The following is a 22,794-nucleotide window of genomic DNA, read 5'->3' as shown; positions in this document are numbered from 1 at the left end:
AGTCAATATTATTTTACGATTAATACATCAGTAGGTAAATCCGATAAGATGTATTCGAGGTCATGAGGAAAAATACGATCGAGTAAACTCGTTTTTTTGGGGGCATTCATGACTAGCAAGTCTGCCCGTTTAACTTTGGCGTAATGCCCAATACTGTATCCCCGCTTTCCGAATATACTTTGTGTTTTTACGATGGTATCACCGATATTTACTCCTGCGAGTTCCCGCTGAATTCGTTCGTTTTCTTGGTGAGTCATATTTTCTTTAGCCACTGTGGCTTCTTGAAGTGTTTTATCGTCACAGACATTCACCTTAAGGGTTTTTTGGTCTATTTCATCAACGATGGTAACGCGTTTACATCCGAGGTGTCTAGAGACGTAAAAAGCGGTTTGTAAAGTCTTCTGAGTATCGTGGTTTTCGAGTCCATTGACAACCATGTGATTGCAAGGAACGCGTTCAACTGAAGGTTTTATAAATAGCAATACGGAGCAAGGAGATTTTCGGGTGATTTTACGAGCTATAGACCCTACGTAATATTTGTATAGGTTTTCGCGTTGCAAAGCACCGATTATCAACAGGTCAGCACGCAGTTCAGTTGCGGTTTCTATGATTACGTTTGCCGGATCACCATCTTGCCAAATGGCTGTGAATTTCGCTTTCATTAGAGGAGCGCTTTTCAACAGGGTTTCTAACTCTTTTTCTTTCGCTGTTGTTTTGACGCCAACATGTACTCCGATGAGTTCAGCATTAAAGGTGTTGGCTAATCGTATGGCTTCAAAAAAGTTAGCTTTTAGGTTAGGGGAAAAAGCAATTCCAACAATAATCTTGTGAATCAAAATATTAAAAATTTAGAGTTCGAATATAAAATTTTATTGTAGTTTTAAAAAATATACTTAAACAAGCGTAATAAAAACTTTATGATTGAACTTGCAGGAATCATTATTTTAGGGATACTTGCCCAATGGGTGGCGTGGAAGTTTAAAATTCCCGCTATTTTACCTTTAATTTTAATCGGTTTATTGGTTGGTCCGATAGCCGCAGAATTTTTTAGTAATGATGGGAGTAAATGGATAGAACCCATATGGAATGGAAAGAATGGATTGTTTCCGGGAGAGGGACTGTTTTATTTTGTGTCACTGGCCATAAGTATCATACTTTTTGAAGGTGGATTGACACTGAGAAAAAGTGAAATAGCCAATGTAGGGCCAGCTATCTCAAAATTAATTACGTTAGGAGCAGGAGTTACCTTTGCTATTGCTGCCATAGTTGCGCATTATGCCTTTGATTTAGGATGGGAAATATCCATGCTGTTCTCTGCGCTGATCATCGTAACAGGACCTACAGTAATTTCTCCAATTCTGAGAAATATACCTTTGAAGAAAGACGTCGCTGCCGTACTTAAATGGGAGGGAATACTCATTGACCCTATTGGGGCATTAGCCGCAGTATTGGTGTTTGAGTTTATCAGTGTAGGTGGAGGTAGTGGTTTTACCAAAACAGCTTTGATGGAGTTTGGTAAAATTTTACTCTTTGGATCTACCTTCGGATTTACCTTTGCTCATGCCTTGATTTTTATCATCAATAAAAAACTAGTACCACATTACTTACTGAATGTGGTATCATTATCACTAGTACTCTTCGTGTTTGTATTGTCAGATTTGTTTGCACATGAATCTGGACTGTTATCGGTAGTAGTGATGGGAATGGTAATCGCCAATAGCAACCTGAAAAGTTTTGATGAACTGTTGTATTTTAAAGAATCGTTATCGGTATTGCTGATTTCTATTCTTTTTATTCTACTCGCGGCCAATATGAACATAGATCAGCTCCTTTTGGTATTTAACTGGAAAGCGTTGTATTTATTTGCTGCTGTAGTGTTTGTGATCCGACCATTAGCAGTATTTCTGAGTACTTATGGTTCAACGCTGAAACTCAACGAGAAATTATTTATCAGTTGGGTAGGGCCACGAGGTATTGTGGCTGCAGGGATTGCTTCTCTTTTTGGGACCAAATTGATGAAGCAAGGTGTAGAAGGGGCGGAATATATCACCCCGTTGGTGTTTATGATTGTGCTAGGAACGGTATTACTGAATGCTACTACTGCCCGTTTGTTTGCAAAAATCGTGGGAGTTTTCTTAACGCGATCAGAAGCCATTGTAATGATTGGAGCTTCAGATGCAGCGCGTGTGATAGCAAAGTATTTGATAGGTAATGGTCGAAGAGTAGTACTCCTCGATCAGAATAAAAGTTATATTGAAGAGGCGAGAAATTTAGGAATTGAAGCCTTCGATATTGATATATACAACGACACCATTGATGATGATGCAGAGTTAAATGACGTAGGGTATTTGATTGCCATGACGGGAAGTGATGAAGTAAACAAATACGCGATTAATCAGTTTTCTGCCATTTATGGTGAGCGAGGAACGTATCGACTGGCTTCACAGAACGAAGCACGTGAAAAACAGTGTGAAAATGAAGACATGTTGTTTACGCCAAATGACGACTATATCAATTTGAATGAAAGTGCGCGTGACTATCCGTCTATTCACGAGGCACCGGTGAAGTCGTTCGATGATTATCAGGAGAAGTTGAATTTGATAACTGCGGAACGCAAGGCAATTCCGTTGTTCTTAAAGAACTCAAAAACATTAGCAGTGATACCTGAAGTGGAACGCAGCAGTGTTCATGAAAATGACAGCATTGTATACCTAGGGAAAAAGGTTACTTTTGATTAAAATATTGGGCTCTTGTAGCCCTAGCATCTTCGAGAATGCTATTGGGGTACTCATTTGATTTGAGTACTTCGATAGCATTACTTTTTTGTAAGATTCCTTCTTGTAATTTGTAATCGAAAATAAGACCTCCACCGGCAACAGACTCCTTAAAATGATAGGGTAGGTACCCGTAGTTTTTTAGTAGAGATGTCAATTCTAAATCGTGTGTTGCGGCAAATACTGTATGTTGTGTTTGGTTTAGGTATTTTAAGATGGCAAAGGCAGCAGAAACTCGTTCAGCAGTGTTGGTTCCTTTTAAAAGCTCATCTAAGACAAATAAACAAGGTCTATCGCCATCAGCGGCTTCGAGCAAGGTTTTAACAGTTTGGACTTCGGCCAAAAAATAACTTGTGTTTTCTTGTAAATTATCGCTAATGCGAATCGACGATAGTACCCTGTAAAAAGGAGCACGGTAACTCGTAGCAAAGGCAAAATGAAATCGCTGTGCAAGCAAGGCGTTAACGGCAACTGTTCTGATAAATGTAGTTTTTCCTGACATGTTTGAGCCCGTGAGCAGAACACTGTCTCCTTCCAATTGGAGGCTGTTGGTTACGGGGTTTTCAAGCAGTGGGTGGTACAAGTTTTTTATAGCCACTGTACGTTCGGTAAAAACGGGCATACAGGTACTCGTATCTTCCGCGAGTACTGAAGCGATGGCTAATGCGCTGTCAATCTCCCCTAAAAAGCAAAAGAGGTCATCTAAAGACTGTTGTTGAGTACTTAGGTCTTTGGTAAAGCTAAAGAAAGCTAAGTATTCTATGTTGAACAGTATCTTGATAATTTCGGAAACCATCCAAAAGGCAAATAAAAATTCATTATCAATATGATTTTCAAAAGCGATAAATTCTGTCTTTAATTTCATCTTCTCCAACTTGGAAAAGCAAGGCATGGTTCCGAAATGCTTGGAAATAAGCTCGTTTTTGTAGAGTGATTTAGCAATGCTTAGGGCTTTGTTTAGTTGGGTAACCCCGTTCAGATAGTAATGCAAATTGCTTTTGTTAGCGTAGTGCACAACGGTATTGATAGCTAAAATTGGGATTAGCCCCAGACTCAAAATCGGCATAAAAAAACTCCCGACCAGCAATGCCATGGTGAATACAGTCATGACTTGGATGGCAAGGTGATATTTTGAAGGTTTAATGGGAGCTCCGTGAATCAGTTGCTCGAAATAATAAACCTTGGAATGTCCGAGTTCTGATAGCGCTAGCTGGCAATTGATTGCGAGTTCAGGTTGCTTGCTAAATGCAGTTCTGAGGGTATTAAAGTGTTGCAGTTGTTGAGCAGTGCCTTCGGTTCTCAACAGGTAGTACAAATATTGAGTACCTATTTTAGAACGTGTTTTATTAAGGCGAATAAAAACGTCGTGTAGGTCTAAATCGTCAGTTACCTGATCGCTTACACGAATTGTCGTACTGTTTTTAGAGGTGGATTTATGCTCAAAATAAGCTCGAACTAAAGAAAAGTCGATAAGGTTGTTCTTAACAGGTTTGCCCCAAGTACGATGCAAAACACGTCGTAGTTTTCTATACCGTTTCTTTTTGTCGTATCTGCTGTAGAGGTACGCACAAAGTATTAAAACAAAGGTTCCAAAAAAATAATCCATAGCCTGTGATATAGTTATTGGTAGTAGTTCCTTTGAATATGTTACAGTAAGACACTAACATTTTATAAATCTAAACCAAAGGTGGACTTCAATTGTGCGATCATCGGATTTTTCTCCTTTAGTTTTTCGAACTTTTCATGCGGGGTATAAGCAAACTTTTTTTCTTCAACTGCATTGACGGTAACTTGGATATCAATACCGTAGTTGTTGAGCTTTTCGCGCACAAAGCGCAGTAGTTTGGGTTTTCCTTTTTGAAGTTGATTTTTCATCAATTCATTAGGAACAGAAAATAATACCTTAAAGTTTTCTAGTAATTGTGGTTCTCCTGAAGCAATCACAGCGGCGATGCTGCGTTCTCCCATGTCTTGAAGTTTAAAATAGTACTTTCTCCAAGCATCTTTTAACTGGTCGTGGGTAAACGGTGTTCTCGGGTGGTTGTCGTAATTTTCCTCATCATTACCGCCTTTAAATTCCTTCTTTTGGTGAACATTCTTCAAAGAAAATGCCGAAGTACGACGTTTGATGTTCTTAAGCAAAGGAGGTCTATTGGTTTCCTGAACAGTTTGGTTAGGAGCTTCTTGTGTATTGGTAACAGGGACTTTAACGGCTCCTGCTGCTTCCTGAATGACATCAGTAACTGCTTTAGCAGGTACTTTTGCTTTTGTAGGGACTAGCGCCGTGAAAAAGGTAGCCGGTATTATGTAGTTGCTAGATTTTTTTTTTGCTCCATCAAAATTGATAGAGGCAATTTGCATCAAACAAAGTTCAACCAGTAGGCGTTGATTTTTACTTCCTCGATATTTAAGGTCACAATCATTGGCTTTGTCTATGGCCTGTAGTAAAAATTGCAGTCCAGTTTTACTTGCCTGTTCCAGGTATTTCTTTTTGGTACTATCCCCAACTTCGAGCAAACTGATGGTAGCCGTATCTTTAGCAACTAATAAATCGCGGAAATGACTTGCCAATCCTGTAATGAAGTGCTGTCCTTCAAATCCTTTGGCTAAAACAGCATTGTAGGCAATTAAAACTTCCGGGATTTTATTTTCAACTAATAAATCGGTCATTTCGAAATACACGTCGTAATCTAAAACATTGAGGTTTTGAGTAACGGCTGCTCGTGTTAGTTCAGTTCCAGAAAAACTTACAACGCGGTCAAAAATAGAAAGCGCATCACGCATGGCACCATCTGCTTTCTGCGCAATGATGTGTAAAGCATCATCGTCAGCGGTTATTCCTTCTCTACTACAAATAGTTTTAAGGTACTCTTTGGCGTCCAGTACACTGATTCGTTTGAAATCAAAAATTTGACACCTTGAGAGTATCGTTGGGATGATTTTGTGCTTTTCGGTGGTCGCTAAAATAAAAATAGCATGAGCGGGTGGTTCCTCTAAGGTCTTCAGAAATGCGTTAAAAGCGGCCTGTGAGAGCATGTGCACCTCGTCAATAATATAAACTTTGTATTTTCCTGTTTGAGGGGGAATACGAACTTGATCAGTTAAGTTTCTAATATCGTCAACAGAGTTATTCGAAGCAGCATCTAACTCGAAGATATTAAATGCAAAATCCTCATCTTCACTATTGCCAGCATCTTCTTGATTAATACGTTTCGCCAAAATACGAGCACAAGAAGTTTTACCCACACCTCGAGGTCCTGTAAATAACAAAGCCTGCGCTAAATGATTGTTTTTTATAGCATTTTCAAGGGTATTGGTGATGGCTTGCTGCCCTACCACATCTTCAAAGTTTTGAGGACGATACTTTCTTGCTGATACGATAAAATGTTCCATTGAGCTCTATTATTTACTAAGCAAAAATAGAAAACAACCTTTCAATTCACAAAGAAATTAATTGAGGAATCTAGAAAGTTGTGAACATTTGTTGAGTGCCAGGAACTTGGCGATTGAAGAATGGTGGTACTACCTTGTGCGGTAGCGCTATTTCAGTACTTGACAGGTAACTCAGGAACTACATTACTTTGGGTCGTGTTTCTTTTTAGGGACAGTGCTACTGTTTACTTTATGTTTCACGAGGGTGTTACCTTGTTTTCTTTTTCGATGTTTTCTTTTGTCTAGCGATCAATGTTTCTTTTTAGGGACGGCTTATCTGTTCGGCGCTGTTTACTTTATGTTTCATTGACACTTCAAAGATACGATGTCAGTTCGGTTGTTTTATCGGTATTTGGATGAGTGACAATTAGCTGTCGGTGAATGGGAAAGTATTAGCGTTTATTATAAACCTATGTTCTTAAATACTAAGCATAGAGTAGAGACGAGGTGAATTACTGAGGATAAATAAAGGTTCAAAAAATGAGTTGGATAGGATTCGGAGTGCTCACTGTGTAGGTAGAGCTGCCGATGAGGCAAAAGTATTGTATATGTGATAAGAGGTAAGGTTAAACTTGAAATTCGTGTTTCTTTTTAGGAACATATTACAAACTGTCTTCAGTTTTATGATTTTTATGTTTAACTAAAGTATCCTCGTGTTTTCGGCTATAAAATGAGGTTTTCTGTCATTATTTAGTTTATTGTATTTTTCGTAAATATAAAAGTAAAGTTCAAAATAATGGTAACTAAAGTGGCAACTGTGTATTTTTGTATGGATTTGATCAATTAAATAATTAGACATGTATTTTAGTTTAAAAGAACCTAACTCTGAAAAGAGTACTTTAATAATTCTTCGGTATTTTATCTCAAAGCGTGAAGGTAGGTTCGTTTTTTCGACGGGGCTTAAAATATTACCACAAGATTGGGATAGAAAATCAAAAATGGCTATTGTAAAAAGAGGACGGTCAGATTTGAGCTCTATTAATAGAAGGTTACAAGAGTTTGTGAACTTTTTAGATAAAACAATTGATAGGTTAGATATCGAAAAAACTTCAATTACTAAACAAGTTCTTAAGGAGTTATTTGATAGGGAGTTTAAAGATAGAGAGAATAGAAATCGTAGTTACATATTCTTAACCGATTTTGTTAATGATTTTATAGAAAAAGCTCCAAATTCTACAAATAGGAAGACCAAAAGGAAATATACATCTGAAAAGATAAGAGAGTATAAATCTACTAATAAGAAGATTTTAGAATTCGAGAAATTCCTAAAAAAAAGAATTAGAATTGATGGTTTTGATATTAAGATGTATGATATGTTTTGTGATTATTTCATATATGAGAAGGGATTTGCCGTAAATAGTGTTGGAACTTATGTGAAGAATGTTAAAGTTTTCTTAAGTAAAGCTGAGGAATTTGGATATCATCCACACCAAGATTTTAAAAGTTCAAATTTTACTGTTCGAAAAGAAAAAAGTCTATCTATAGCATTAAATGAGAGTGAAATTGAACGTATATTTCTTCATGATTTTTCCGGGAATATACATCTTGAAAATTGTAGAGATATGGCTATTATTGGGCTATGGACAGGATTAAGAGTTTCAGATCTAATTAATCTCCCCGAAATTAATATACATGATGAATTTATTAAAGTTACACCACAGAAAACAAAAGATAGTTCTGGTGTATCAGTTGTAATTCCTCTACATCATCATATTAAAGAAGTCATCAGAAAAAGAGGGATGCCAAGGATGCTTTCCAAATTTTCGTTTAATATGTATATAAAGGATGTATGTAAAGAAGTAGGGCTTGTTGAAAGAGTAAAAGGCGGAATGATTGTTAAGGACTTAAAAAATGAAACTTACAGGAAAAAAGTAGATTTTTTCCCAAAGTATAAGCTTATTAGTTCTCATACTTGTCGTAGATCATTCGCCACTAATCTATATAATATGAATTTCCCTGTTTTGTCAATAATGCAGATCACCGGTCATACAACAGAACATAGTTTTTTGACATATATTAAGGTTACACCAACTGAACATGCAGAGAAGCTTCTAGCTCACTGGAAGGAGTATTATAAGGATAAAAAAGTGTATGATTAATTTTTCTTAGATATGAATATTGGGTTTTAGCCTATAACGATACAAAAGACTAGATAAGAGTCAATAGAAAGTTACCAAAATATGATTGGGTTTACATATCATTTATGGACTAGTAACTCTTATTGTTAATGTATGGTATGTTTCGTTTTCTGGTATCTTTTTAGATAAACAAATGGATGGAATTAGGACTCTTAATGAAAGAAAAATAGAAAATAAATTAAGCGAAACGGCAATAGAATTTATATTGTGGATCACATCAAATATTAATTACAACAGTGGTAAAATGAACTACTAACTAATAAGTAGGAGTAGTTCATGAAATTATTATATATCTCCCAATGAATACATTGAAAAGAGTATCAAAAGTTCAGATTTTCTACTTTTAAACAGTGCGGTTTTTTGGGAAGCTTACAAGTCTTTGAAAGAAACATTAACAACATTAAAATCAGCATTATTTAAAATGCACAACGGGTACCATTTTTTTAATTACCTTTGTCCTGTTGAAATCAAAAAAACGTTATGAAAAAAATTCTATTTATCCTGGCACTAGGAATCACTTCTGGTATCCATGCTCAATTCAATCAATCCTATCAAGGAAAAAATCACACAACCCCATCACAAACCCCATTGAATCAAATTTATAGTGGATTTGTTTCTAATGATGGAAGTAACTATCCCGCTAATTATGGCTCTCTTTTGGGATATACCAATAGTAGTAATGGCTACGGATATTCTTATCAGATTTTTAAAGGTCATACGATACCCCGTTTAAAAATTCGATTTGCTGATTACTCATCAGGAGGAAATACCTGGTATTCTTGGAAATCAATTTTAGATAGTGGAAACGACATAATTTATGAGGGTAATAACGAAGAAAGCGCTATTACAGGCTATTCAAAAATCATCGGAAGATCATCTGACGGAATCTTACACTTAATGGCAGGCACCCATGACGGTTCTATATATCTAAATTACAACAAAAACGGTAATATTTACTTAGCTAATCAAGGAGGAAATGTCGGTATAGGCACACTCAACACAGGAAATTGGAAACTTTCTGTAAATGGAAATATTAGAGCCAAAGAAATAAAAGTCGAAACTGGATGGTCCGATTTTGTTTTTTACGACTCATATAAACTTCCCACACTAAAGGAAGTAGAAGAACACATTAAAGAAAAAGGACACCTAGAAGGTATTCCCAGTGCCAAAGAAGTAGAAGAAAATGGTATCTTTTTAGGAGAAATGGATGCTAAATTACTTCAAAAAATAGAAGAATTAACGCTTTATACCATACAACAAGAGAAAGAAATAGCTCGTCAAGCTAAGGAAATTGAAGCGTTAAAATCGCTAAACAAAAAACTTCTCGACATTCAAGCCAGACTTAAAAAACTAGAGTTAGAAAAACCTTAAACTTATTAATAAAAACATCAACATTAAACGTTCATCAGTAAAAGAACCGATGAGGAAATCACCATTTACAATTAGCTCAATTTTCATTGAGCTAAATTTTATTGTGAAAGAAATACTTCATCGTATTTCAATATGTGATTTTTTAATTTTGATGAATGATTTTTACTGTCCTTAGATTAGGGCAATAATCATTTTCAGATATAGATATGCTTTAAAACCTTCTTTTTGCACTATATGGAAGAAAAGTTTTTTAATTACATCATAAATGCTTAATTTTACGTCATATATGATAAAAAAACTTAAAGACAAAAAAAACAAACGGATTTTTAGTTTTAATTTTCTCGTTTTCCGAAATCAATCGGATAAATTTATCCCACCTACACTTACTTTATAAAGTCTTGATAGTTAACTTTTTGTTTTCAATAAGCAACTAGTATTTCTATTAGTTCAAGTCATGAGACTTAAATGTTATGCATTTTTTTGTTTCATAAGAAATAAAAATGTGCTAATATCTAAATAATAGTACGCATTTGTTTTCTAATTAAATAATAGATTTTCCTATCTATAGATAAATGTTATTTTCTGGTGCTTGCATAGTTGGTTGTTACTTCAATGAGCAGGTTGATTATTAATGTTTTTTAAGAATTAAAATAACTATATACATAAATGAAATATAAAATTTACGATACCATTAATAGAATTACGGCAGAACAAGTTGAAAAAGTAGCTGATTTTCTGTGTATTCATCTAGAGGAGTATGGAGATCCTAAAAGTGCAATTCAAAAAGCAATAAAGTATTCAGCTCAAGAGAATAAGGGCTTAGGAGGATACGTATTTACTTTAGAGAATGATAATGAATTGATAGGGGCAGTAGTTATGAATAAGACTGGAATGGGTGAATATATACCTGAAAATATTCTAGTGTACATTGCAACTCATAAAAATTATCGAGGTAAGGGCTTAGGTAAAAAGTTAATGCAGTTTGCTATAGAAAATTGTAAAGGAGATATTGCTTTACATGTTGAAAAGGATAATCCAGCAATATTTTTATACGAAAAATTAGGGTTTACAAACCCATATTTGGAGATGCGTTTGAAACGATAATGATATCATGAGGCAATTAAAGATAACAAAACAAGTAACGAATAGAGAAACTAAGTCATTGGATAAATACTTACAGGATGTGAGTAAGATTGATCTAATTACGGCTGATGAAGAGGTTGAACTCGCACAAAGAGTTAGGTCAGGGGATCAGATTGCGTTAGAAAAATTAGTTAATGCTAATCTGCGTTTTGTTGTATCCGTTGCTAAACAATATCAGAATCAAGGTTTGAAGCTACCGGATTTGATAAATGAAGGAAATATAGGGTTGGTTAAAGCAGCAAGGCGATTTGATGAAACTCGAGGCTTTAAGTTTATTTCATATGCAGTATGGTGGATTAGGCAATCTATTCTACAAGCTTTGGCGGAGCAGTCCAGAATTGTAAGGCTTCCATTAAACAAAATTGGAAGTATAAACAAGATAAATAAAGCTATAGCTCGAATTGAGCAGGAGATGCAGAGGACTCCATCTGCTGAAGAGATTTCAAAGGAGCTTGATATGACTATCGATGATGTAAAACAGTCTTTAAAAAATTCAGGAAGGCACATATCTATGGATGCACCTTTAGTTGAAGGAGAGACTTCTAATTTGTATGACGTCTATAATTCAGGTGAATTACCCAATGGAGATCAAGAGTTAATGTTGGAGTCGTTAAAAATTGAAATTTCTAGAGCTATTAATACTTTATCCCCAAGAGAATCGGATGTAATTAAGATGTTCTTTGGTTTAGAGGGTAATACGCCTGTAAGTTTAACAGAAATAGGTTTTGAATTTGATCTGACAAGGGAGCGTGTTCGCCAGATTAAAGAAAGAGCGATTAGAAAGTTGAAGCATAGTTCGAAGTCAAATATGCTGAAGACTTATCTAGGTTAAATAATAAATAATTAAAAGTATGCTGAGAATAATAGTTAAAGACGGAGAGAGAATCGAAAAGGCTCTTAAAAGGTATAAAATAAAGCACAGGAATACTAAAGTAATAAAAGAGTTAAGAAAAAGAAAACATTTTTCAAAGCCATCAATTCTTCGTCGTGAAGAAAAGCAAAAAGCCGAGTATAAACAACAGTTATATTCTGAAAAAGAGAAGTAAAGTATGGTTTACAGCAGTGTTATGTTACCAAATTTTGCACATGAATTTTATTTAAGTATGGGGCTTAATATGACTCTACTTTTTTCACTTAAAAACAAAAAATATGGATATTCATATAGTTGATTTAATAATTTTTTTAGGCTACCTGGTTTTTATGTTAGGAGTTGGTGTCTATTTCTTAAATAAGAATAAATCTCAAGAAGATTACTACGTTGGTGGTAGGAACATGTCTGCGGGCCATATAGGTCTTTCTGTTGTTGCCACAGATGTTGGTGGTGGATTTTCTATCGGACTAGGCGGTTTAGGTTTTTTAATGGGGTTATCAGGAAGCTGGATGCTTTTTACTGGACTCTTGGGGGCGTGGGTGAGCGCCGTTTTTTTAATTCCTAAAATTTATCCAATAGCAAAGAAACATAAATTCCTTACTTTCCCGGAAACTTTAGCTTTTCATTATAATAAGAAGGTTGCTCTATTAGCAGGTGTGATCTCCTTAATTGGCTATATTGGGTTTACAAGCTCTCAAATATTGGCTGGAGCAAAACTGGCTTCAGCTACTTTTCCGTCTATTTCTATAACTAAAGCTGTTCTAATTATGGGAGTTATTGCCGTGGTATATACTGTGATAGGGGGAATAAAAGCGGTTATCTATACAGATACAATTCAGTGGATTATTTTGATGGTAGGATTAGTAGGGATTGGTATTCCAATGGGATATATTGAAATAGGAGGATGGAATGCGATTAAAGAAGCAGTTCCTCCAAGTTTTTTGTCATTGAATAATATAAAGTTTATAGATTTATTTAATTGGATTATTACGATTGTCCCGATTTGGTTTGTAGGAATGACGCTTTATCAAAGGATATATGCTTGTAAAGATGAGAATACTGCGAGGAAAGCATGGAAAATTGCAGGTTTTTTTGAGTATCCAATAATGGCTTTTATGGGGGTGGCTTTGGGTTTATTTTCCAGAGTTGCTTATGAGCAAGGGATGTTCACTTCGATAGGCTTTGGTCCAGGGGATCAGGTTTTAGATGCAGAATTGGGATTGCCCCTTTTGTTAAGAACTATATTGCCGGTTGGCTTAATGGGACTGATGATGTCCGCATATTTCTCTGCTATCATGTCAACAGCTGATAGTTGTTTAATGGCAGCTTCAGGAAATTTAACAACTGACATCTTTGGTTATTTTAAAAAGACTGTGAGTATCAAAAATACCCAAGTTATTACATTTGCAATTGGAGGTATTGCGATTTTATTAGCAACTGTTATGCATAATGTGTTGGAGTTGATGCTATATTCTTACTCTTTTATGGTTTCAGGACTACTGATTCCCGTTTTAGGTAGTCTTATATTAGAAAAGCCCTCTTCTAAAGCAGCAATTTATTCAATGATTACAGGAGGTATGGTTACCTTGATGTTAATTCTAAGTAATTTTGAACTGCCTTTAGGTTTGGACGCGAACTTTTTTGGAATTACGGCAGCATTACTGGTGTTCGTAATTGTTCATGTAATTGAAAAACGAAGGTAGTGTATGGCAGAATTAATAATACATACAGAAAGAATTAGAGAGAATATACATTATCTAAATAGCTATTTTAAAAGTAACAATATTGAATGGAGTCTAGTTACTAAAGTATTTTCAGGTGATAAAGTGTTTTTGAAAAAAATATTGACTAAAGAATTGATTTCAAATATACATTCTGTTGGAGATTCTAGGTTAACTAGTTTAAGAAACTTGAGAGAAGTAATACCCAATATCAAAACAATATATATAAAACCACCTGCTGTAATTTATTCAGATGAAATAGTAAAGTATGCAGATATTTCTTTAAACAGTTCATTGCCTACAATCGAGGCTTTAAATTGTTCTGCGAAACGCCAAGGAATCATACATAAAATTGTTATTATGATTGAATTAGGAGAGTTAAGAGAAGGTGTGAATAGAGAAGATATTTTAGAGTTCTATAGAAAAGTTTTTAACCTTTCAAATATTGAGGTAATAGGGATTGGTTCCAACCTAGGTTGTATGTATGGGGTAGAGCCTTCCTATGATAAGCTGCTGCAATTATCTCTTTATAAGGAGCTTATTTCAGCAAAATTCCAAAAGAATTTGAAATTTATATCTGGAGGAACATCGATTACGCTTCCTTTAGTAGAAAACAAAGTCATACCAAAGGATATTAATCATTTTAGAATTGGAGAGGCCATTTTTTTCGGAATTAGTCCATTGAGTGGAGAGAAATTCAAAGGTTTAAATACAGATACTTTTGAGTTTTATGCTAATATTATCGAGTTGAAAGAGAAGCATCTAGTTCCGGACGGTGTTATTAGTGATGCTAATATAGGTCATACTGTAGAATTTGATGAAAACAATGTACAAGAAACATCATATAAAGCCATACTAGATTTTGGGTTATTAGATGTAGATAAAAAAGATATTGAAGTTGAAGATAAGGATTTGTCTTTTGTTGGTATTACTTCAGATATGATAGTTATCGATGTTGGAGCAAATAGAAAGACTTCAGGTGAGGTGAAATATAAAGTTGGTGATAAAATTAGATTTAAACCTAATTATATGGCAGTTGCAAGATTGTTAAATTCAAAATTCATAGACAAAATTTATGATTAAGTAAAACTTTGATCATTCCTCTCAGTTTAGGGCAGTAAACTTGCTAAGTTAATATGATTTTTAGTTTTCTTAGATTGAAAATTCGTAATACAATATTAGATGAGTGTGATAAACAAGTACTAGGTTTAGATGAAACATGTAGTTTAAGTGTTGTATTCACATATTGTTGGAAATCAAGACATTGTTGAAGGGTGGGTATTTGATAGCATCGAAAAAAATAACATTAGACATTATAAGAATTATTATTTTCATACTTCTTATTACTTTTTACTTTACAACTAAGCTTGGATTGATAATAGGGACCATTCACTTGGTTTTAGCCTTTGTTAACTCTAAAAAGTATGGTATGAGTATTGTTATGATGAAATGTATGCATTATATAGAAAAAAAATATAGAATCTAATTTAATTAAGGGGGCTCTTAGAGCTCCCTTTTTTTTATTGCCAATCACACATAGAATTAAGATGGTTTCGAGGTGGGGGGCATAATTTACTAGGAGCGAAGTGTATCAAAGTTATAATAGTTTTAATAAAAAAGCGCAAACTTATGTTTTGCGCTTTTCTGTTTATTCATATACAGCAGTTTCAGCTGTTTTTCTATTCGTTTCCAAATCCGATTTTACGCTATCCAATTTCATTCCGATAGTCATTAACGCAACCTTTCCAAGAGGTAAGCGAAGTGTCGGGTTTTTAGAATTGACCAAATCGATAATCGCTTTAGATGCTTTTGTGGGGTCTCCTTCTTGTTTTCCATCAACTCCTTTTAGTTTGCTTCTGAACGCTCCTGCTGTTTCAGAATAGTCGTCAATTACCTTAATAGCTTCTCCAAGTCCTTTTCCGGAAAAATTTGTTCGGAATGGCCCTGGCTCTACTATTGAAACTTTTATACCTAGAGGTTCAATTTCTTGAGCCAATGCCTCACTAAAACCTTCTAAAGCAAATTTACTCGCATTATAAATTCCAAAACCTGCAAACGCCTTTATTCCTCCGTGCGATGAAATTTGAACAATATGTCCTGTCTTTTCTTTTCGCATAAAAGGTAGAACAGCTTGTGTTAGTTTTAAAGTGCCAAAGAAATTTGCTTCAAACACTTCTCTTGCTTCTTCCATTGAAGTCTCTTCAATCGCTCCAACAAAACCTACTCCTGCATTATTGACTAAAACATCAATACTGCCAAATTTAGATATAATGTTTTCTACTGTTCTTTCAATATCAGTTTCATTTGTAACGTTAAGTTTAAAAGCAAAACCATTTCCCTTGTTTTGAGCATTAAATGCATCAACTTGTGATTGCTTTCTAAATGTTCCTATTACAAAACATTCCGATTCCATTGCAGATTGAGCAAGGGCTTTGCCCAATCCGCTAGAAATTCCTGTTATAAGCCAAATTTTCTTTTTCATAGTTATTCTTTTATTAGTGAATTAATATTGACTTTAAAGAAGTAGCCTATGGCAATAAATAAAAGTGTTGGTAACAACCATATTCCGTTTCCAATAAAATCGTGAGCTACGTGAAAAGCAACGATATTAAATATTAGAGGAAGAAGAATTAACCAACCTACAAATCTGGTTTTTGGAATAACTAAGAGTATTCCTCCAACTATTTCAGCGATAGCGACCATTTTAAATAAGTATGTAGAAAACATTGCACCCATAAATTGTTGTGCAATCGGGTCTGCTGGTGGTTCAACTGGAATAAATCCGAGAAATTTATTTAAACCAAAAATCACCATTAAAAGGGCTAAGAAGGCTCCTGTTATTTTTTGAATTGTTGTATTCATTGTTCTATTTTTTAAGTGAATTAATAATATCTGAAGCTTCTACGCGATTTCTATAATCTCCGTCAATTGACTTTGCAAAAGAAATTGTACTGTCTTTTTCTATTATAAAAACTGCTGGAACTGGCAATTCTTGAGAGTCGTCGGCGTAATGACTATCGAAATCAATACCTAAAGCTTTCATTGTTTCAATAGGTGTCTCTTCGTTCTTAAAAACCGTTGTGAATTGTCTTGTTACAATATTTCCATTGTCGCTTAGAACCTCAAATTGCAATTCGTTCTTTTCTTTAATGTTGAGCGACTCATCAGGTGTTTGAGGTGAAACAGCAACCAAGTTTGCTCCTAAAGAATTAATATCCTCTAAGACCTGCTGATATTGATTTAATTGTAAGTTACAATATGGACACCAAGAGCCTCTATAAAATGTCAAGACTACTTTTCCTTTTTCTAAAAGTGATTTTAAAGTTGTTGTTTTTCCAATGGCATTGGATAAAGAAAAATTTGGTGCTTTATCTCCAACATTTAATTTTAAGATGTTTTGATGATTTGATTTTAATGTTTTTGCATCGGCATCAAAGACATCTAGTGCGTCTTGAGGTAACATTGTACCTAAATTGTATCGTAATTCTGTTAGACCTTCTGCGTAAGAAGGTATTTGTGTTTGTGTACTCATTTTTCTTTGTTTTAAAACTATGTCATTATTGACACTACAAAGGTGAGACACTACGGACCAATAGAAAATGAACTGATTTAGGAAATTTACTTGAACTAGTTCAAGATTTTGTGGCTATGCGTTTTCTTATTTTACTCAAGAATTCTGGCGACATTCCAAGATAAGATGCCAAAGCATATTGAGGTACTCGCTGTACAATAGATGGATAAAGGTTTTGAAATTCAATGTAACGTTCTTCCGCAGAATTGCCTAAATTGGAAAGCACTCGCCTTTGAGAAAATGCAAAAGATTTCTGTGCAACCAACCTAAAGAAACGTTCAAATTTTGGGTTTTCACCACATATTCTTTCAACGTCTTCATAGGCAATTTGCTGAACAATGGAATCTTCCAAAGCTTCTACAAAAAGTGACGCTGGTGTTTGATGTATATAACTATTGAAATCACTTATAAACCAATCCTCAATGGCAAATTGAATGGTATGGTCAATTCCATCATCATTTACAAAATAGCTACGAAAAGCTCCTTTCAACACATAAGTTTGATGTGAGCATACAAAATTTGGTTGCACAATAAATTGTCTGCGTTTAACATTAGTAGTTCTCACGATGGAACTGAATTGTTTCTCGTCTTCTTCATTAAGAGAAACGTATCGTTTAATGTTATTCAATATGTTTTCGTAGTCTTTCAAGTTTTTTTCAATGTGCCACAACGTCCAAATATAGGCATTGCGGTTATCCAAATATATTATAAATATATAAATAATTTTGGTTTATTTAGTTTATTTATATTTAGAGTGTTTATTAGAATTAAGAAATTTCATTTGATTTATAACTTAACTTAGCAATTTTACTGTCCTAAACTTAGGGGAATGATCAGTTTAGATATCCGAGTGTTGGGCATTTTTAGGAATTGTTTGTAATGATGAGGGATTGCTGTATATATCCCAAATCCATTTGCGGGGAAATGATCATTCTTTTGTAATTATAGGCTTGTGCTTTGACTGTAGTGGATTGTAAATGTGTATGGATTTCTGCTTTAGCTTTTTTATATCAATGTCATTAGGTAACCTATCAATGTTCCGCCAATAACGATAAATGCACTGTTTACCTTCTTAAAGACAAAAACAGAAATTATGCTTAGTGCCGCAATAATTATTGTTCGCCAATCGGTCAAAGTATCTTTTCCCATTTCTACACAAACGGCTAAAATTACGGCAACTGCAGCAATGTTAACTGCGTCTAAAAAAGCTACAATAATTTTCGATTTCCGCATTTTTGGAATGAGTGGATTTAAGATAGCAACAAAAATGAAAGAAGGAAGAAAAATTCCGACAGTCGCTGTTATTGCTCCCCAAAATCCACCTAATTGCCAACCGATAAATGTTACCGTTGATAAAACAGGTCCAGGCGTAAATTGTCCAACTGCTACAGCATCAATTAATTCTTGTCGTGTTAGCAAACCTGTATTGACCAATTCTGCATCTAAATAAGCAAATAGAACATATCCGCTTCCATAGAGTAGGGCACCGACTTTAACAAAAGTCCAAAGAATTTTTAACTTACTCATTGATACTGTTACCTGCAATAAAACAAGTGGAGTGAAACTGTTCAGATTGTTTTTAGAGTTGCGGATTAAATGCCAAATTAAACCGAGAAATCCGCAAGTAAACAACGCCAAAATTTCGTGTACTCCAAGCAAACAAGTAATCAACGTCAATGCTCCTAAGATTCCGAGTTCTACATTTTTAAGAGCTTTTTTTCCAAGTCGGTAAACTGCTCCAAGAATAATGGCAATTACTGTTGGTTTTATTCCGTAAATGAAAGGCTCAACTTTTGGAAGTTGTCCGTATTGCTGATAAAGCCAAGCAAAAGCCATTGTAATAACTACCGAAGGAAAAATGAAACAAACACCTGCCACAATCAACCCTTTCCAACCAGCTCTTTCGTGTCCACAGTGCATTATCATTTCTGTGGAGTTGGGTCCTGGAATTAAATTGGTAGCACCTACCAAGTCAAGAAAATGTTGATGGGTCATCCACTTTCTTTTATTCACAACTTGATTTTCCATCATTGCGATATGAGCCGCAGGACCACCAAAAGCAATACTTCCTAATTTGAAAAAAAGTAAAGCAACTTCTTTTAAATTCTTATCCATTTTTAAATAATTTTTTGTCAAGTGACCAATTTCCACTACCCTGAATAATTAAAAAAATACTTCCTAAAAGCATTGCCCAATCAGTTCGACTTCTGTGCATCATTATCCAAAATCCATCATTGGCTAAAATTTCTAATTTTGTTGTAACAATTGCAACCAACATAATTACGAGTGTTGTAACACTTGCCAATCGGGTAAGCAAGCCAAGTAAAATAAATGTACCACAAACAATTTCAAACGTGCCAACAAAAGTACCGAGAAATTCTGGTGATGGAAGCCCGATTTTTTCAAATCGTCCTGCACCTCGAATGGTAGGAAATAGAAATTTTTGAATTCCTTCTGAAAGAAAAACCAGACCAACCATTAAGCGAATAATGATAGGGGTTTTGAAGTTATCTGAATTGATTTTTTTTTGGAACATAATTAGTTTTGAATTTTTAATTGTTTGTAGATATGTTTTTTAACTGTAAAGTGTAGTGTTTTTTCAATTTGGTGGTCAGAGTATTTCCAATTTTCGTCTTGTCCCGTCCAATATAGTTCCTGATTACTATAGCCTTTTTCTACTATTGCCGTATCATAATCCATAAAGCAGTTTTCATGGTTTTTTAATTTTTTCCTGTTCGCTTCCTTTTATCCTTTAGCCTTATGCATTTTGCTCTTTCTTGTTTGCAGAAGACCAAAGTAGAAGTAAAACGACAATTGATACTGACCATTTCATGTTTCGTGAATTTTAATGTTGTAAAATTATACAACATACAACCAGAAATATGGTCTATTTGAAAAATGTGTGGTATTTACTTGTTGCTACATCTAAAGCTCACTGGAGTTTGGTGAACGTGTCGTTTGAAGTATTTTGAAAAATGGGAATTGTCTTTGAAATTAAGTCTGTGAGCAATCTCGTTTATGGTAATGTCCGTATAAAGCAAAAGCCTTTTTGCTTCATTTATGATGTGCTCTGAAAGAATTTCGGTAGAAGATTGACCTGTTTCTTTTCTGCAAATTGTATTTAGGTTTTGCGGAGTGATATTCAGTAATTTGGCGTAGTGGTTAACCTTGTTTAGGAGTTCATTTTCTTTGCTCAAAAGGTCAATGAATTTTTGAAAGACTGTGCTGTTTCCGTTTTTAGAAATGGATGGTGTTGCTGATTCTAGCATTTTTGCCAGAAGTGCTTTTAACAGTCCTTCAATAATTGGTTGGTTGGTTTTTTTTTTATCTTGATATTCTTTTAGCAGAATATTGAATATGTCTATTGCAGAATTGTCATTGGGAAAAAGATATGTTTGTGCGCTCAATTCTGAAATCAGGCGTTTGATATCCTTGTCCAAACAGTTGTCGATAAAGGATTTTTTGATGATGAGTACAAAGCCTTTGGGTTCTGCTTTGATATCCCAAAAATGAACCTGCTCTTTTCGGATTGTGAAGATTACAGGCGGTTTTATTTCATATTCTTTGGTGTCAATAGTGTGTGAACCAATTCCTTTAGTTAAGTATATAAATTCAATATAACTATTGTGTTTGTGCGGAGATGTTTTTCTTATGTGCCGTTTGAACGAAGCAATTTTTAGTCCTTCGGTTTGTCTGGTTTTGTCTTTTATTTCGAGTTCTACTTTCATATATTGTATTGCTGTCCGTAAGGTAGCAAAAAACCAAATGTGCTTAATTTACGATGGGGTTGTTGCTTTATGTGTCTTTATAATAGGTTTTTATGTGTGTTTTTTAGATTAAAATCAACGTGTTTAATCACTGTTATACAACGAATATAAAAGTTATCATTGAAATTGTCAAAAGGATGTTTTATTTTTGATAAGTAATTTTTACTGTCCTAAACTTAGGAGAATGATCAATATGATTATTCCTTTTTCATTACAATTTGTTAGCTAAATATTTGGTGTAGTGTTCTTGTTTATAATTCTTTGGTGAGTTTTTCTCTAATTGGAATTTGAATATTCAATACAGTACCTTTATTTAATTCTGAACTTATTATGAACTTACCATTTAACCTTTTTACTCTTGATTGAATATTCTTAAGACCAATTCCGGTTTTACTCTTGGAAGTATCAAAACCGTTACCATCATCTTCGATTTTAATAAGAACACCATTATTCTCTCTATTAAGGAAGAGATTGACATTTTTGGCTCTAGCATGTTTAATAGTGTTTTGTAAAGACTCTTGTATTATGCGATATAGATTTACTTTGTCGATTTCATTAACAATATTCCAATCGATACTTTTATCCGAATGAATGGAGTAACTAAAACCATGCAATTTACTTCGATCAATAAATAATTGCTTTACAATCTGTAGAAAACCAATATCTAACCCATTCAGATTAGTATTTAATTTGTGTGATACCTCCCTGATCTCTTTTTCAATTTCTTGTAGTTCATCTAAAAAGCTTAGATACTTTTCTTTACTTTCATTTTTTGATAAATCTAAAAATCCTAGCCCCATACGTGTTCCGAATAACTTACCTAAAACCCCATCGTGCAATTCTTCTGAAATTCTTTGTCTTTCCTCAGCTCTTTGTTCTTCTTGTTTGATTAATACTTCTTTTTCCAACCTATTAATTGATTCTATAGCCTTCTTGTTTTCTTCTTCCAATTTCTGAAATGTTCCTTTTCTATACTTACTAAAGAAATAAAATGCAAGCGAAGTTAGTCCTCCAGAAAAAATGCTCATGAACAAATATGTTATTTTGGAAACATTTTGAAATCTCTGAAAAATCCAAAAAAAATTAAAAAAGCATACAGCTAAAATTTGAGTGTGTATTAAAATACTTCCTATATTATGCCGTTCCCATTTTAGAGACTTATATAAATAGAATAATGCGTAGATAAAAATCAAGAAAATGAATGATATTTTCTCAAGAAAGAATTTGATTGATTTAAATCCATATAGTTTATTTTGTTCAATTTCAATCAAAAGTTCCTTATAGGCTTTGTTTTTACGATTATTCACTTGAATATAGGACTTGTATTCAGGTGTGTCTTTGGTTATATCTTTTATTATTTTCAAAGCCTTAGTGTTCTCTTTTTTTAACTTTTCAAAGTTGCTCTTTTCTAGATAATAACTTTCATTGTAATTTGGTAGGAAGTCATGTGAGAAATATGTAATAAGGGTGATAATGAAAAGTATAAAAAATATATAGTTACCGCCATTTATTTCAAATAATGAATACAATTGATGTCTTCTTGTATTTTTATTAATTTTAGAGTGTTTATTAGAATTAAGAAATTTCATTTGATTTTTAACTTCATCAGGTAAATATGCGTCTAAAATAATATCCTTTTTTAAGCTTTGAACTGATTTTAAAATTAATATTCAATGTGTTTAAAATTTTTTGAACGATATTTATACTACAGGCTAGTTCTTAAGGTGTTACTTTTCATAAAGTATCTTTTCTTCCTTTCACTATTAAATTAAAGAATTAGTACCGAAGGAATAATGTTGATAGTTTGATTTTGTTATTAAAGAAAATTTTGGTTTTTGGGTTGTTAAAGTGGATGTTGCGATCAACTTTTTGTATCCTTATAACTTCTTCGTCAATATTTGGTAAAAACTAAATTTCCCTTTTCTTTCGCACATTCATATAGCCCCCAAATAAACTTCTAACTATATTACTCGATTTAATAAATCTCTTTTGTATTTATTATGGGA

General features: G+C 34.0%; 19 protein-coding genes. 8 read left to right on the top strand and 11 right to left on the bottom strand.

All coding sequences use genetic code 11. The features are described from left to right. Positions 1 to 8 precede the first annotated feature (8 nt). Positions 9 to 836, bottom strand: coding sequence for a universal stress protein (locus tag ACXAG7_RS06500; protein ID WP_476666365.1), 828 nt, complete (start codon positions 834 to 836; stop codon positions 9 to 11). A gap of 81 nt (positions 837 to 917) precedes the next feature. On the opposite strand from ACXAG7_RS06500, the gene ACXAG7_RS06495 reads away from it, so the two are divergent. Continuing rightward, positions 918 to 2,738, top strand: a complete 1,821-nt coding sequence (locus ACXAG7_RS06495) for a cation:proton antiporter (protein WP_476666364.1) — start codon at positions 918 to 920, stop codon at positions 2,736 to 2,738. On the opposite strand, the gene ACXAG7_RS06490 is transcribed toward ACXAG7_RS06495, so the two are convergent. Further along, a complete protein-coding gene (locus tag ACXAG7_RS06490) occupies positions 2,725 to 4,380 on the bottom strand; it encodes a MutS-related protein (protein WP_476666363.1) in 1,656 nt (551 codons plus the stop codon). The genes ACXAG7_RS06495 and ACXAG7_RS06490 overlap by 14 nt on opposite strands. A gap of 62 nt (positions 4,381 to 4,442) precedes the next feature. After that, positions 4,443 to 6,167 carry a DNA polymerase III subunit gamma/tau gene (gene dnaX / locus ACXAG7_RS06485; protein ID WP_476666362.1) on the bottom strand — a complete coding sequence of 575 codons (1,725 nt, stop codon included), beginning with the start codon at positions 6,165 to 6,167 and terminating at the stop codon, positions 4,443 to 4,445. Positions 6,168 to 7,003: 836 nt separating this feature from the next. Between dnaX and ACXAG7_RS06480 the strand changes: the two genes are divergently transcribed. The 7 genes from ACXAG7_RS06480 to ACXAG7_RS06450 all read left to right on the top strand — a co-directional run bounded on the left by ACXAG7_RS06480 (position 7,004) and on the right by ACXAG7_RS06450 (position 14,533). Next, positions 7,004 to 8,305: a tyrosine-type recombinase/integrase gene (locus ACXAG7_RS06480; RefSeq protein ID WP_476666361.1), complete on the top strand. Its 1,302-nt coding sequence runs from the start codon at positions 7,004 to 7,006 to the stop codon at positions 8,303 to 8,305. Positions 8,306 to 8,824: 519 nt separating this feature from the next. Next, on the top strand, positions 8,825 to 9,715 hold the full coding sequence (locus ACXAG7_RS06475; protein ID WP_476666360.1) for a hypothetical protein: 891 nt from the start codon (positions 8,825 to 8,827) through the stop codon (positions 9,713 to 9,715). A gap of 666 nt (positions 9,716 to 10,381) precedes the next feature. Then, the gene (locus ACXAG7_RS06470) at positions 10,382 to 10,819 is read left to right on the top strand and encodes a GNAT family N-acetyltransferase (RefSeq protein WP_476666359.1); all 438 of its coding nucleotides are present in this window, start codon (positions 10,382 to 10,384) and stop codon (positions 10,817 to 10,819) included. A 7-nt stretch (positions 10,820 to 10,826) separates the two neighbouring features. Then, complete coding sequence (locus tag ACXAG7_RS06465; RefSeq protein WP_476666358.1) at positions 10,827 to 11,690, top strand: sigma-70 family RNA polymerase sigma factor; 864 nt, start codon at positions 10,827 to 10,829, stop codon at positions 11,688 to 11,690. 19 nt (positions 11,691 to 11,709) lie between these two features. Next, on the top strand, positions 11,710 to 11,904 hold the full coding sequence (rpsU, locus tag ACXAG7_RS06460) for a 30S ribosomal protein S21 (RefSeq protein ID WP_476666357.1): 195 nt from the start codon (positions 11,710 to 11,712) through the stop codon (positions 11,902 to 11,904). A gap of 103 nt (positions 11,905 to 12,007) precedes the next feature. Then, entirely contained in the window at positions 12,008 to 13,432 is a 1,425-nt protein-coding gene (locus tag ACXAG7_RS06455) for a sodium:solute symporter family protein (RefSeq protein WP_476666356.1), read from the top strand. Positions 13,433 to 13,435: 3 nt separating this feature from the next. After that, positions 13,436 to 14,533: an alanine racemase gene (locus tag ACXAG7_RS06450; RefSeq protein ID WP_476666355.1), complete on the top strand. Its 1,098-nt coding sequence runs from the start codon at positions 13,436 to 13,438 to the stop codon at positions 14,531 to 14,533. Positions 14,534 to 15,098: 565 nt separating this feature from the next. Here ACXAG7_RS06450 and ACXAG7_RS06445 read toward each other — a convergent pair. From ACXAG7_RS06445 to ACXAG7_RS06410, 8 genes are all read right to left on the bottom strand, one after another. Next, positions 15,099 to 15,932, bottom strand: a complete 834-nt coding sequence (locus tag ACXAG7_RS06445) for an oxidoreductase (protein ID WP_476666354.1) — start codon at positions 15,930 to 15,932, stop codon at positions 15,099 to 15,101. A 2-nt stretch (positions 15,933 to 15,934) separates the two neighbouring features. Next, the gene (locus tag ACXAG7_RS06440; RefSeq protein ID WP_476666353.1) at positions 15,935 to 16,312 is read right to left on the bottom strand and encodes a hypothetical protein; all 378 of its coding nucleotides are present in this window, start codon (positions 16,310 to 16,312) and stop codon (positions 15,935 to 15,937) included. A gap of 4 nt (positions 16,313 to 16,316) precedes the next feature. Continuing rightward, complete coding sequence (locus tag ACXAG7_RS06435) at positions 16,317 to 16,982, bottom strand: peroxiredoxin-like family protein (protein WP_476666352.1); 666 nt, start codon at positions 16,980 to 16,982, stop codon at positions 16,317 to 16,319. 100 nt (positions 16,983 to 17,082) lie between these two features. Next, complete coding sequence (locus tag ACXAG7_RS06430; protein WP_476666351.1) at positions 17,083 to 17,670, bottom strand: Crp/Fnr family transcriptional regulator; 588 nt, start codon at positions 17,668 to 17,670, stop codon at positions 17,083 to 17,085. Between the two features lie 356 nt (positions 17,671 to 18,026). After that, complete coding sequence (chrA, locus tag ACXAG7_RS06425; protein ID WP_476666350.1) at positions 18,027 to 19,136, bottom strand: chromate efflux transporter; 1,110 nt, start codon at positions 19,134 to 19,136, stop codon at positions 18,027 to 18,029. Beyond that, a complete protein-coding gene (locus ACXAG7_RS06420; protein WP_476666349.1) occupies positions 19,129 to 19,557 on the bottom strand; it encodes a DoxX family protein in 429 nt (142 codons plus the stop codon). Before ACXAG7_RS06420 ends, chrA begins: the two co-directional genes overlap by 8 nt. Before the next feature lie 373 nt (positions 19,558 to 19,930). Further along, positions 19,931 to 20,749 (bottom strand): helix-turn-helix domain-containing protein, encoded by an 819-nt coding sequence (locus ACXAG7_RS06415; RefSeq protein ID WP_476666348.1) that lies wholly within the window; start codon positions 20,747 to 20,749, stop codon positions 19,931 to 19,933. A 290-nt stretch (positions 20,750 to 21,039) separates the two neighbouring features. Continuing rightward, the gene (locus tag ACXAG7_RS06410; protein ID WP_476666347.1) at positions 21,040 to 22,377 is read right to left on the bottom strand and encodes a sensor histidine kinase; all 1,338 of its coding nucleotides are present in this window, start codon (positions 22,375 to 22,377) and stop codon (positions 21,040 to 21,042) included. Positions 22,378 to 22,794: the final 417 nt, after the last annotated feature.

This window comes from Tenacibaculum sp. AWR4_210 (genome assembly GCF_056160945.1).
Note: the sequence above shows the minus strand (reverse complement) of the source record. Positions and strands in the feature narration are given on the sequence as shown.

Coding starts and splice junctions, on each gene's coding strand:
- ACXAG7_RS06495 (WP_476666364.1), top strand. CDS start 918: ATGATTGAACTTGCAGGAATCATTATTTTAGGGATACTTGCCCAATGG.
- ACXAG7_RS06490 (WP_476666363.1), bottom strand. CDS start 4,380: ATGGATTATTTTTTTGGAACCTTTGTTTTAATACTTTGTGCGTACCTC.
- dnaX (WP_476666362.1), bottom strand. CDS start 6,167: ATGGAACATTTTATCGTATCAGCAAGAAAGTATCGTCCTCAAAACTTT.
- ACXAG7_RS06480 (WP_476666361.1), top strand. CDS start 7,004: ATGTATTTTAGTTTAAAAGAACCTAACTCTGAAAAGAGTACTTTAATA.
- ACXAG7_RS06475 (WP_476666360.1), top strand. CDS start 8,825: ATGAAAAAAATTCTATTTATCCTGGCACTAGGAATCACTTCTGGTATC.
- ACXAG7_RS06470 (WP_476666359.1), top strand. CDS start 10,382: ATGAAATATAAAATTTACGATACCATTAATAGAATTACGGCAGAACAA.
- ACXAG7_RS06465 (WP_476666358.1), top strand. CDS start 10,827: ATGAGGCAATTAAAGATAACAAAACAAGTAACGAATAGAGAAACTAAG.
- rpsU (WP_476666357.1), top strand. CDS start 11,710: ATGCTGAGAATAATAGTTAAAGACGGAGAGAGAATCGAAAAGGCTCTT.
- ACXAG7_RS06455 (WP_476666356.1), top strand. CDS start 12,008: ATGGATATTCATATAGTTGATTTAATAATTTTTTTAGGCTACCTGGTT.
- ACXAG7_RS06450 (WP_476666355.1), top strand. CDS start 13,436: ATGGCAGAATTAATAATACATACAGAAAGAATTAGAGAGAATATACAT.
- ACXAG7_RS06445 (WP_476666354.1), bottom strand. CDS start 15,932: ATGAAAAAGAAAATTTGGCTTATAACAGGAATTTCTAGCGGATTGGGC.
- ACXAG7_RS06440 (WP_476666353.1), bottom strand. CDS start 16,312: ATGAATACAACAATTCAAAAAATAACAGGAGCCTTCTTAGCCCTTTTA.
- ACXAG7_RS06435 (WP_476666352.1), bottom strand. CDS start 16,982: ATGAGTACACAAACACAAATACCTTCTTACGCAGAAGGTCTAACAGAA.
- chrA (WP_476666350.1), bottom strand. CDS start 19,136: ATGGATAAGAATTTAAAAGAAGTTGCTTTACTTTTTTTCAAATTAGGA.
- ACXAG7_RS06420 (WP_476666349.1), bottom strand. CDS start 19,557: ATGTTCCAAAAAAAAATCAATTCAGATAACTTCAAAACCCCTATCATT.
- ACXAG7_RS06415 (WP_476666348.1), bottom strand. CDS start 20,749: ATGAAAGTAGAACTCGAAATAAAAGACAAAACCAGACAAACCGAAGGA.
- ACXAG7_RS06410 (WP_476666347.1), bottom strand. CDS start 22,377: ATGAAATTTCTTAATTCTAATAAACACTCTAAAATTAATAAAAATACA.